The 11,731-nt window shown below is 46.6% G+C and carries 11 protein-coding genes; 8 read left to right on the top strand and 3 right to left on the bottom strand.

Features of this window, described 5'->3' with window-relative positions:
* Positions 1-454 precede the first annotated feature (454 nt).
* The 3 genes from BUB99_RS18890 (at position 455) to BUB99_RS18880 (ending at position 3,830) form a co-directional block, all read left to right on the top strand.
* Positions 455-1,561, top strand: coding sequence for a DegT/DnrJ/EryC1/StrS family aminotransferase (locus BUB99_RS18890; RefSeq protein WP_073125213.1), 1,107 nt, complete (start codon positions 455-457; stop codon positions 1,559-1,561).
* A 197-nt stretch (positions 1,562-1,758) separates the two neighbouring features.
* Positions 1,759-2,760, top strand: coding sequence for an NAD-dependent epimerase/dehydratase family protein (locus BUB99_RS18885; protein WP_073125210.1), 1,002 nt, complete (start codon positions 1,759-1,761; stop codon positions 2,758-2,760).
* Positions 2,757-3,830, top strand: a complete 1,074-nt coding sequence (locus tag BUB99_RS18880) for a glycosyltransferase family 4 protein (RefSeq protein ID WP_073125208.1) — start codon at positions 2,757-2,759, stop codon at positions 3,828-3,830. The genes BUB99_RS18885 and BUB99_RS18880 overlap by 4 nt, the downstream gene beginning before the upstream one ends.
* A gap of 289 nt (positions 3,831-4,119) precedes the next feature.
* Here BUB99_RS18880 and BUB99_RS18875 read toward each other — a convergent pair whose 3' ends face one another.
* The gene (locus BUB99_RS18875; RefSeq protein ID WP_073125205.1) at positions 4,120-5,277 is read right to left on the bottom strand and encodes a tetratricopeptide repeat protein; all 1,158 of its coding nucleotides are present in this window, start codon (positions 5,275-5,277) and stop codon (positions 4,120-4,122) included.
* A 405-nt stretch (positions 5,278-5,682) separates the two neighbouring features.
* Between BUB99_RS18875 and rimO the strand changes: the two genes are divergently transcribed.
* Positions 5,683-7,002: a 30S ribosomal protein S12 methylthiotransferase RimO gene (gene rimO, locus BUB99_RS18870; RefSeq protein WP_073125202.1), complete on the top strand. Its 1,320-nt coding sequence runs from the start codon at positions 5,683-5,685 to the stop codon at positions 7,000-7,002.
* A gap of 283 nt (positions 7,003-7,285) precedes the next feature.
* Here rimO and BUB99_RS18865 read toward each other — a convergent pair whose 3' ends face one another.
* Positions 7,286-7,927, bottom strand: coding sequence for a uridine kinase family protein (locus BUB99_RS18865; protein WP_215976228.1), 642 nt, complete (start codon positions 7,925-7,927; stop codon positions 7,286-7,288).
* A gap of 124 nt (positions 7,928-8,051) precedes the next feature.
* Here BUB99_RS18865 and BUB99_RS18860 point away from each other — a divergent pair, with 124 nt between their 5' ends.
* From BUB99_RS18860 to BUB99_RS18850, 4 genes are all read left to right on the top strand, one after another.
* Positions 8,052-8,333, top strand: a complete 282-nt coding sequence (locus tag BUB99_RS18860; RefSeq protein WP_073125200.1) for a sll1863 family stress response protein — start codon at positions 8,052-8,054, stop codon at positions 8,331-8,333.
* Between the two features lie 112 nt (positions 8,334-8,445).
* Entirely contained in the window at positions 8,446-10,341 is a 1,896-nt protein-coding gene (locus tag BUB99_RS18855; protein WP_073125199.1) for an ABC-F family ATP-binding cassette domain-containing protein, read from the top strand.
* 160 nt (positions 10,342-10,501) lie between these two features.
* Positions 10,502-10,729, top strand: a complete 228-nt coding sequence (locus BUB99_RS20290) for a hypothetical protein (RefSeq protein ID WP_139281100.1) — start codon at positions 10,502-10,504, stop codon at positions 10,727-10,729.
* Positions 10,730-10,737: 8 nt separating this feature from the next.
* On the top strand, positions 10,738-10,908 hold the full coding sequence (locus tag BUB99_RS18850) for a PspC domain-containing protein (protein WP_245816882.1): 171 nt from the start codon (positions 10,738-10,740) through the stop codon (positions 10,906-10,908).
* Positions 10,909-11,033: 125 nt separating this feature from the next.
* Here the strand turns inward: BUB99_RS18850 and BUB99_RS18845 are convergent, their stop codons facing one another.
* A complete protein-coding gene (locus BUB99_RS18845; protein ID WP_073125197.1) occupies positions 11,034-11,696 on the bottom strand; it encodes a 4'-phosphopantetheinyl transferase family protein in 663 nt (220 codons plus the stop codon).
* Positions 11,697-11,731 lie beyond the last annotated feature (35 nt).

Below are 11,731 nucleotides of genomic sequence, written 5' to 3'. Positions count from 1 at the left end.
CGCATTTAAACCAGACCCCTTTACCTAAGTTGGTCATTATTGAGGAAATCAGTACGTTAAAACCCTGCTCGTCGCTCCCTTCATCCGTCATTCTCTGAAGCTGACGGAGGAGCTATCAGGGAATCCCCCAGCGGTAAGCACTGTGCTGCCCTTGCATCCTGTCAGGCGAGAGGTTAAATACCTTTGCCATTGGGTTTGTTCCTCTGGGATAGTGTTTTGATGGAAACTGTGTCGGATGAAAAGATATCCGCGACCACAGCTTTCAAACTATTGTTTTAATTTTGACCTCTTTTATCAATGCCGTTTAGTTAAGCTTGAAGAGACCCAATATAGCCACCCGTGATCGTATTCTCACGATCATACAGATAGGATTCGTGGAGACACGAACCCAGGCGGATTAAAAATGGCTTAACTAAACGGCATTAAATCCTAAACCACTACTAACCCTTACACCATGCAAATTCCTTTTTTTGATCTGACTCGACAAAATACCGCACTAGCAGACGAGCTCAATGTAGCGATGCAAGAAGTCATCCAGTCAGGACGCTTCTTGCACGGGGACAAGGTCAGGGCTTTGGAGCAAGGTTGGGGAGCGTTGAATGCTCAGACTCACGGGATAGCAGTCGGTAATGGAACGGATGCACTAACGGTGGCATTGATGGCACTGGGTGTGACTGCTGGTGACGAAGTGGTGATCCCTGCCATGTCGTGGGTCTCGACGGCTAGCTGTGTGACTCAATTGGGCGCTAAGCCTGTTTTTGTGGATGTGGATAGCGATTATCTGATGAATTTGGAAAAGGTAGAAGCCAAAATAACTGCAGGTACCAAAGCTGTGGTGCCAGTGCATCTCTATGGACAGATGGTAGATATGGTTGCCCTGAGTCAGTTGTGTAAAGATAGGGGGCTGGCGATCGTGGAGGATGCTGCACAGGCACATGGTGCACTGCAACAGCAGGAAGCTCCAGGTGCTTTTTCGGATGCGGTGGTTTATAGTTTCTATCCCACGAAGAATTTAGGTGCATTAGGAGATGCAGGGATGATCTTGACCCGTGACGCTAAACTGGCGGAGGATTGTAGACGGGTAGCGAATCAAGGAGGACTTCAGCGTCACGAGCATACGGTGGCGGGGATGACTAGCCGAATGGATGAACTGCAAGCCGCGATTCTCTTAGCGAAAATGCCTCATCTTAAGCATTGGAATCAGCGGAGAAGAGCCATAGCTGCTACATACAGTCACCAGTTGAGTACTCTAGGTGGACTGGCTCTGCCGCATGAGCGCGTAGGTAACGACCACGTCTATCATCAGTATGTGATCCGGTGTAAAAAACGTGATGCTTTGGCTGACTATCTACGGGAGCAGGGTGTAGAGACCGATATTCACTATCCCGTGGCACTGCCTTTTTTGCCTGTTTTTCAAGCGTGTAATTACAGCGCTGATGACTTTTCCGTGGCGCATCGATGGAGTCAAGAGATTTTGTCTCTCCCTATCTTTCCTGAACTGGAAAACGAGGAGGTCGATTATATTTGCACGAAAATCAAAGCGTTTTTTGCTAGAAACTGAGACCGTAATAAATCGTGCAGGTCTATTATACCATCCCGCAGATAGGCCTGGCTTGAAGACAAAGTGTGGAGGATGCATTTCAGACAATATTTTAATGAAAGTTGAAATTGAACTCAGGGTTTTGCTTTGAAAAAAGAGGGATGAAATTTTTTAATAGCCTTTATTCTGAATTGGAAGTGCTAAATGTTTAAAAAAGTATGCCAAAGAGTTTAGTGACCGGAGGAGCCGGGTTTATTGGGAGTCATGTGTGCGAGCAGCTGATAGATATGGGGCATGAGGTCGTGGTATTGGATGACTTGAGTGGTGGTTTCGTGGCGAATGTCCCTAGGCAGGCGACCTTTGTGCAGGGGGCTATTCTGGATCACGTCTTGTTGGCGGATCTTTTTGATACACATCACTTTGACTATGTCTATCATTTGGCTGCCTATGCTGCGGAGGGACTGAGTCATTTCATCAAGCGATTCAATTACCAAAACAACTTGACAGGCAGTGTCAACCTGCTCAACGAGTCCATCAAACATGAGGTAAAGTGCTTTGTGTTTGCATCTTCTATCGCTGTGTATGGAGGACAGCCTACTCCGATGACTGAGGATATGATTCCTGATCCTGAGGATCCTTATGGGATAGCCAAATATGCCTTTGAGATGGAACTGAAGGTGTCGAAGGAGATGTTTGGGCAGGACTATGTGATCTTTCGTCCGCACAATGTATATGGCGAACGCCAGAATCTAGGCGATCCCTACCGCAATGTCCTCGGAATCTTTATGAAGCAAATCATGGAGAGGAAGCCACTGACGATCTATGGAGATGGCAGCCAGACACGTGCTTTTAGTCATGTGGATGACGTTGCTCCCGTGATTGCCGAGGCAGCGCATCGTACCAATATGTATGGAGAGGTATTCAATATCGGGGCAGATGAGACTTGTACCGTACTAGAGTTGGCAGAGAAGATACAGGCCGCTTTCGGGTCGTCAGAGGAGATTCGGTTCTTAGAGGCACGAAAGGAGGTCAAACATGCCCACTGTAGCCATGACAAATTGGCTCGCTACTATCAACTGCCAACAGCTACGCCTCTCGCGGAGGGGATCGTCGCTATGGCACAATGGGCAAAAAAAGAAGGTGTGAAATCTAGCCAAAAGTTTGATGAGATCGAAATATATAAGAATTTGCCTCCCAACTGGATCAAAGACCCTTCATGACCAAAAAAGTCCTTTTTATTACACCCTACCCGCAAGACACGGCTGGATCGCAGCGTTTTCGCTTTGAGCAGTACATTCCTTTTTTGGAAGCAAAAGGTGTGCAGGTAGATCGTCAGAGTTTTATCGATGACAAGACCTGGGCTGTGTTATATCTACCCGGTCACGGACTCCAAAAGATACTAGGAATCGTCAAGGGCTTTGTTAGACGAAAGTGGATGTTGCTCAAGGCGAGTCGCTATGATTTTATTTTTATCCACAGAGAAGCCGCTCCTTTGGGACCTCCCGTGTTCGAATGGGTACTGGCAAGGGTGCTGGAGAAGAAGGTGATTTACGATTTTGATGATGCGATCTGGAAGGAAAACACCACTGATACCAATGGGCTCATTGCTAAGCTCAAGTGGGCTAGTAAAGTTGCTACAATCTGTCGATGGAGCCATCGTGTGAGCGCGGGTAACGAGTTCCTCTCTAGCTATGCCCGCCAGTACAGTGATAGAGTAGTCGTGAACCCGACGACATTGGATACGGGTCGTCGGCATGTACCTGCTCCGCAAAAGTCTACTGACAGACCTGTGATCGGTTGGACAGGGACGCATTCGACACTCAAATATCTGGAGCTTATCGCTCCGGTCATCAATAGCCTAAGACAAGAAATCGCCTTTGACTTTGTCGTGATAGCGGATCAAAAGCCAGTGTCTGAGATTGAGGACTTTATTTTCCTCCCATGGAATGACCAGACGGAAATCCAAGACCTCAACCGCATCGATATAGGTGTGATGCCGCTAGAGGTCGATGAGTGGGCCAAGGGCAAGTGCGGGTTCAAAGCACTGCAGTTTATGTCGCTCGAAAAGGCTGTGTTGGTAACTCCCGTGGGTGTCAATGCAGAGATCGTGACACACGGTATCTCTGGCTATCATTGCGAAACATTGGCAGACTGGGAGATGTATTTACGAGACTTGCTACTCAATGAGTCAATACGCCGAGACATGGGCGTTCAGGGTAGAAAGACCGTCGTAGAGCAGTTCTCTGTAGCATCCAATACCGCTAATTTCCTGTCTTTGTTTGATGTTTAGTCCCACTGTCACCGTCATTCCCCGACTTGATCGGGGTATGACGGTGACAGGTTGTATGAGTTACGCAGCGCTTACCGCTGGAGATTCCCTGATAGCTCCTTCGCCGCTTCAGAGAATGACGGGTGAGGAGACAGGGTGTATGAGTTGAGCAGCGTCTAAAATCTAAGGTCTAATAATCTAGTGTCTAATCCTGATAGCTCCTGCGTCGCTTCAGAGAATGAAGGTTGGTAGGACATTTGTTTTTGTCTAGGTTCTAGAGTCTAAAATCTAGGATCTAAAATCAATAAGGTTACATCTCTTTGAGATACCGCTTGGCGAGCTTGTTGGAGCGGTCGCCTCGGTCGGATAGCTTTTTGACTCGCTTAAAATAGTCTTTGGCCTCATCCTCATTGCCTTCTTTCATGGCGATTTCGCCTAGGTTGAGGACGGAGTAGATGTAGTAGCCCATTTCTTGCGCACCGATTTCATCACCATATTTTATACTCAGTTCAAAATACTTTTTGGCAGTATCATAATCGCCTCTGGCACTATATACTTCTCCGAGAAAGAAAGCAGCATAGCGACCGCTATTGGCTTCATAGCCTAGATATGCACTGTCGATTTTGTGGAGGATGTCGTGGGCTACTTGTTGGCATCTACGGTACTGACCGTTGGAGTACAGGATGCGGGCGTAGTAGCGCTCAAAGTAGGCATTGTTGGGATAGGTTTTGTGTAGATAGTCTGCGGTGAACAGGGCTGCTTGCTGATCCTTTAGCTCGTTGGCCTGAATCCGCATGAGGAAGTACTGCGCCTCGGTGCGTGTGTAGAAGGCGTTGTTTGCTGCGTCTTTGAGCTGCTGTATGCCTAGCTTTTTGTCTCCATCTTCGAAGAACATAATGATGGGCTTCAGCATGGGGTAGTTCTCGGGAATCCACTCGATGTAGTAGTTGTATAGGCCGTCACCGAATAGGATTTCGGGACTGAATTCCTCTTTGCCACGGCACTCTTCGAGGTAGCCCATGGCACTACTGGCTGCTGATGCTGCTTTGCCCCAGTCTTTGCGCTCAGCATAGAGTCGCCCCTTGAAGGCATAGGCGGCTGCCAGGATAAACGCCCCTTCGATGACACTGCCTCGCTCATAGATTTGCTCTGCCTTGACGATGGCGCTATCCATGTGAAACAGGAATTCTTCGTCATATTGTTCGTTGAGGACGTTGGGCATGATGCGCCACCACTGACTGAGGCCGAGTAGAAAATCCGGGAGTGGATGCCAAGGGTACTTGCTTTTGATCCAGCGAAACTGACTATCGGCGCGTTTGAAATCAAAATTGTACATCGAGTTGATCCCTTCGGTAGACTCGATCTGCACGTTCATATCGGTGAGCAGTGCGGGTAGACTATCCGCAACCTGTGATTTTCCCGCTAGGGAAACCAATAGCATAGTAAGTGTAAGGATGATGTTTCTCATAGATTTGAAGCAATCATTCCAAAAATAGTACCGATTTTCTGATTGACGATAGCTTTTGGCTAATAGTGGAGGGGGAGAGAAGAGAATTCTATGTTTTGATTCCTTAAACCCTGACAGGTTTTCCATTTTTCGTCATACCTCGCTCTTCTCCCATCCGTCATGCTTCGCCCTTTTTTCCTTCGTCATACCCCGCTCCCCCCCCCCTTTCGTCATACCCCGACGTGAGATCGGGGTATCCCCCTCGTCTGGCAGGCTAGTGCAGTGCTTGCCGTGGGGAATTCCCTGATAGCTCCTACGTCGCTTCAGCGAATGACGGGTTGGTAAGGTATGCCTAAACTTTAAACCACTCCATTCTACTTTGATGGCCTGATGCGCTAACTTTGCGGTTCATCTAAGAGGGATACTTTGAAAACAAAAGGCAGAAGAAAAGAAAAGGTCAATATCGTGACGCTCGGTTGCGCGAAAAATATCGTGGATTCTGAAGTGATTTTGACGCAGTTGAAGGGCAATGATATCGATGCGGTGCATGAGTCGAAGAAAAACGACGCGACGACTGTGATCATCAATACCTGCGGGTTCATCGAGAATGCCAAGCAAGAGTCTATCGAGACGATCCTCAATTTTGTGGATGCAAAGGAGCAGGGGCATATCGAGAAGGTCTTCGTGACGGGTTGCCTCTCGCACCGCTACAAGGACGATCTGCGCAAAGAAATCCCTAATGTAGATGAGTATTTTGGGACGACGGATCTCAAAGGTCTGCTGGCCAAGTTCAAGGCGGACTATAAGCACGAGCTGCTGGGCGAGCGTATTTCGACCTCTGATACGCACTATGCGCACCTCAAAATCGCCGAAGGATGTGATAGACCGTGCTCGTTTTGTGCGATCCCTATCATGCGTGGCAAACACGTCTCACGACCGATGGAGGAACTGGTCGTGGAGGCCAAGAATCTCGTGAGCAAAGGCGCAAAGGAAATTTTGTTGATTGCACAAGATTCGACTTATTACGGTTTGGATCTGTATAAGAAAAGAAATCTGGCAGAACTGATGGAGCGACTCTCTGATGTCGAGGGACTGGAGTGGATACGTCTGCATTATGCCTTCCCTACGGGTTTTCCGATGGATGTACTCGATGTGATGAAGGCCAAGCCTAACATCTGCAACTACCTCGATATCCCACTACAGCATGGTTCGACTAAGATTCTGAAACTGATGCGTCGTGGTACGGATAGAGAAAAGACACAAAAACTGCTAGACGATGTCCGTAGCAAGATTCCAGATATTGCGATTCGTACGACACTGATCGCGGGACACCCGGGTGAGACCGAGGAGGATTTCGAAGAGATGATGCGCTTCGTCGAGAGGAGTCAGTTTGACCGTCTTGGGGTGTTTGCTTACTCGCACGAGGAGGACACGTACTCAGGTACGATGAATGACGATGTGCCTGAGGAGGTCAAAAACGAGCGTGTAGACATGCTGATGGAGCTCCAAGAAGGAATCTCTCTAGAGAAGAATCTCAAGAAAATTGGACAAGTTCACAAGACACTGATCGACCGAAAGGATGGGGACTACTTCATCGGGCGTACCCAGTACGACTCTCCAGATGTGGACAATGAAGTCCTCGTGCAGGCAGACGAAAACTATCTACGCATTGGTGACTTTGTGGATGTGGAGATCACAGATGCAGAGCCATTCGATCTATACGGTAGACCTTTGTTTAAGAAATAGTAGCGTCGTAGTTGTTTCAGGCTATTTGCTGCGAGCCACCGTATCGGTGCGAAAGCTTCCCGCAGATTGCTGGGACTCATCGCATGGGCGCGATGGCTTCCCGCAGGTTGCAGTGACTCATCGCATGGGTGCGACGGCTTCCTGCAGGTTGCAGCGGCTCATCGCATGGGTGCGAAAGCTTCCTGCAAGTTGCAGCGGCTCGTCGCATCAGTTTTATCATACGTTTTTTGGCGAGAGGCTGTCCTTTTCTTGTCGGCTGTCCTCATTTTCTTCTGGCCGAGGTTTAGTTGATAGAGGGGAGCGTGTTTTTACAATGGGCTTTGACGACTGCTAGTCCTTTTTCGAAGGTGGTGCCGTTGTTAGGGATGACGATGTCCGAGGTGTCCCGATGGGGCAGGATATACTTTTCGTAGGCAGGCATCACGTGATATTCGAATCGGTAGAGCACATCATCCATGTCGTAGTTGCGTTCGATAGCATCTCGTTTGATCCGGCGCTTGATCATCAAATGTGCCTTGGCTTCTACGAAGATGCGTAGGTCTAGCTGATCAGTGATTTCTTTTTGATGGAAAATGAAAATCCCCTCTACCAAGATGATCGGCGCAGGTTTGGTGATGATCTCTTTTGGGATGATGTTAGGATTGTTGAAAGTGTACTCTGGTTTGGAGATGGTTTCGCCGTTTCTGAGCTTTTCCAAATCTTTGGCAAACGCGATCAAGTCAATCGAGCTAGGGATATCAAAATTTTCCACGCCATTCTCGTCGATGAACTGTTCTTCATAGGGACGGTAATAGTTGTCTAATGACAGGACACTTATTTGCTCATCGCTAAATGAGTTTCTAAGGTCGCAGAGGAACTTGGTCTTGCCAGATGCACTGCCGCCGCAGATGCCGATAATGTATGGGGTGTTGTTTGAAATCTTCAAATCACAAGAGATTTTGATTTTGAAATCGCAAAATTAACTTTCTAATCCGAGAATGCTATCCCAGTTCACTATATTAACTCCTTCTTAGTCTTTATATTTAATCAAAATATCTAAAAACCGTATTATGAGCGCAGAACACCAAGGTCAAGTAGAAAAAATTTTAAAGGAACTGGGAAAAAGAATCGATGATTTGATCGTAGAGGCTAGAGGAGCCAAAGATGAGATCCGAGATGAGGTGGAAGATAAAATTCGCGACCTGAAGAGTAAAAAGGAGAACTTAGAGACAGAGTATTCGGAGTTTAAAGAAAAGAACGAAGGCAAGTGGGTGGAGATCAAAAACCATCTTTCTAGTGCTGCAGACGAAATCAAGTTGGCTGCAGAGGCTGCCTTCAAGAAAAAAGGATAAATCTACTCTCTATATAGTCAGGAGTACACGTTGTGCTGTTCGGAACTTAGCATACATTTGCCTCCCCAACGAGCCTTCGTTGGGGTCATATCACAGTTCTAAAAAGTAAGCTATGCCTCCAATTGCCGTATCCGTAGAGAAATTAACCCGGAGTTTTAACGAAAAGCAACTATTCGAAGAGATCACTTTCGGAATAGACCAAGGTCAGAAAGTGGCGCTCGTAGGTGTCAATGGCTGTGGTAAATCCACGTTGCTCAATATCATCGCGGGCAAGGATCAGCAAGACGAAGGCCGCGTTTCATTCCAAAAGGACATCAAAGTATCCTACCTTGCTCAGTCGCCCGACTTGAGCGGTTTTGAGACTGTATTGGATTCTATTTTTGATCCCACACATCCTGAATCCAGGCTGCTGGGAGAATACTGGGATCTGGTAGAGAAAGAAGACCCTACGATGGATGATCAGCTACGGGTGCAAGATCTGGTCTCAGCGATAGATGAGAGGAATGCGTGGGACTATGAGTATAAGCTCAAAGAGATTTTAGGCAAACTAGGAATTAATGACCTCAACCAGACCATCTCCAGTATGTCTGGAGGACAGCAAAAGCGTATCGCACTAGCAAAGGCACTGCTCGACGAGCCTGAGTTTCTCATCCTAGATGAGCCAACTAACCACCTCGATCTAGATATCATCGAATGGCTCGAAGAGTACCTCGCTTCGCAAAATCTATCAATCCTGATGGTGACGCACGACAGGTACTTTCTCGATCGTGTCTGCAATGAGATCATCGAGATCGACCGTGGACAGATATTCAAGTATAAAGGGAACTATGCCTACTACCTAGAGAAAAAATCCGAACAGGAAGAAATCCAGCATGCTGAGAAAGCAAAGGCTAAGAACCTCCTGAGCAAAGAGCTGGATTGGATGAGGCGACAACCTAAGGCAAGGGGGACGAAAGCGAAGTATCGCGTGGATGCATTCTACGAAACGGAGAAGAAGGCAAAAGTCGATTTGAGTAAGGCTAATATGGAGATCAAATTGGCTGGACGTAGACAGGGCAAGAAGATTCTGGAGCTAAAGAATATCTCAAAGTCATGGGGAGGAGAAGCGATCTTTACTAAGTTTTCGCATGTGTTTGCCCGTGGAGAAAAAATAGGGGTCGTTGGTCAGAATGGTACCGGAAAATCTACATTCCTAAACGTACTTACTGGTGAAATAGCGCCAGACACTGGAGAGATTGATCAGGGGCTTAATACCGCTTTTGGGTACTATCATCAGCATACCATAGAAGAAGACCCTGGCAAAAAGGTCATCGATGTGATCTCTGAGATCGCCGATGCGATAGAACTAGATGACGGGAGTCAGATCACCGCTTCTCAGCTACTCAATCAATTTTTGTTTCCTCCTAAAACGCAATACTCGCAGGTGTCGAAGCTGAGTGGGGGGGAGAAGCGCCGCCTACAGTTGCTAAAGGTACTGATGGCCAATCCTAACTTCTTGATCCTCGATGAGCCTACCAATGATCTGGATATTGTCACGCTCAACGTACTGGAGGATTATTTGGATAACTTCCCTGGCTGTCTGTTGGTGGTGTCGCATGATCGCTATTTCATGGATAGGTTAGTGGATCATTTGTTTGTGTTTGATCAGACGGATGAGATTCAGGACTATCCGGGCAACTATACGGACTTTAGGGAGATTCAGGATGAGAAAAAATCAGGGAAATCGGCCAAGAAAGTGCCGTCGATTACTCCATCACCTGAACCTGCTAACACGCAAAAGCAAGAAGGTAAGCGGAAGTTGACCTATAGCGAAAAAGAGGAGTTTGGCCTGCTGGAGAAGGATATCGCCAAGCTAAATGCTAGAAAGGCTGAGCTGGAAGAACTCTTGAACTCTGGAGAGTCCGATCATGTGATCTTAACTGAGTGGTCTTCGGAGATTCAGACGATCAATGATACGGTCGACGAAAAGGAGATGCGCTGGCTAGAGCTATCCGAAATCGCAGGTTGATCAAAGCGGACACTTTTAGAGGGGGGAGTGTACATTATTGGACATGTTGTTAAAGTGGTTTTTGCGTAACTGTTAGGTTATCAGTGTTTTATGTGTTTTGGCATAACCTTTGTCAATTTAGTATCAAGGTCAAAACTAAAAATAAATAAACACTGAGACCATGATAACCAAACTTAACATCCGTAAAAACCGAGTCCTGTTGATCCTGCTAGGCATCCTAGCAGCAGTAGTGATCGGATACAATGCGACAGGGACAGGTTTGGAGGAGTATAGTTCAGGTAAGTTAGTGCCGCCTTCTCGTTCGTTAAGTAGCAGCTCGAATTTAGCCAGTCATATCATGGGCTACTCAGCCAATTCATTATTAACTTTAAAAACACTTACAAAATGACACGTATTTTGAAAAAATCAAGCGATAGAGTATTAGGAGGCGTATTAGGTGGAGTAGCAGACTACTTAGGATGGGATCATACCTTGGTCAGATTAGCATATGTTTTACTTTCTATCATGTCCATAGGGTTTCCTGGGGTGATAGTATATCTAGTGCTTTGGTTCATCATGCCTGATTAATTGGGCTCGTCCATACTGTCCGCTTTTAGCGTCATGTTGATCGGAAGGATGCTCATTTCCGAAAGGAAACGCCGCTTTTCCCTTTCGTATGCCTTGATAGCAAACATTTTGAACCAATCCCTTTTTTATGAGATCCTAATTTCTTCGAGTGGGCGGAGCAGTACGTAGGTTATTACCTCTGTTTCCAGTCTAAGGTATCCAATGTCATATTGAGCTGGGTCAGTGAGTGGAGAACACAAACTGACGAGAGGTTGGATATGACATTTTTCGTTTAGGAGTGTTATCTCGCAATCTTGAAAATCCATGAAGAGTCCGCTGATTGGAAATTGCATTTTGTAGAATGCTTCTTTCATAGAGAATATTAGCGTGCTTAAAAAATCAACTTCGGGCATAGCTGTACGCTTGAGTAAATCAATTTCATTATTGGTATAAAGTATTGCCCACATGTCTGGGGAGATACGTCCTATGGTTTCTATGTCTAGGCCAATACCTTCTATGGTGTTGGTAGAGGACGCTATGGCACCTGATAGCTTTGTTGAGTGACTGATAGAGCCAGTGACTGCTTTGGGCCAGATAGGAACTCCCTCTTTTGTTTTTAGTATTGGTTTTCGTGTGTCTAAACGGTCTAGACACTGATGTGCACAATACCTACCGCTACAAAATTCCTGAAGTCTTTTGGGGTCATAGTCTTGAGTAATATGTTTTTCTGATTCGAATAGTACATCTATTGTATGTGATAAATCAGAAAATGAGGAATGTACACCTTCTGGAAGAGAGAGGTTGATCATGAAAAAGATAGCTGGTAAAAAGGGCTCTGTTCTAA

Origin of the sequence: Reichenbachiella agariperforans (assembly GCF_900142205.1) — a bacterium.
GTDB classification, from domain to species: domain Bacteria; phylum Bacteroidota; class Bacteroidia; order Cytophagales; family Cyclobacteriaceae; genus Reichenbachiella; species Reichenbachiella agariperforans.
The sequence above is the reverse complement of the archived record's forward strand: the minus strand, read 5'-3'. Positions and strand labels throughout refer to the sequence as shown.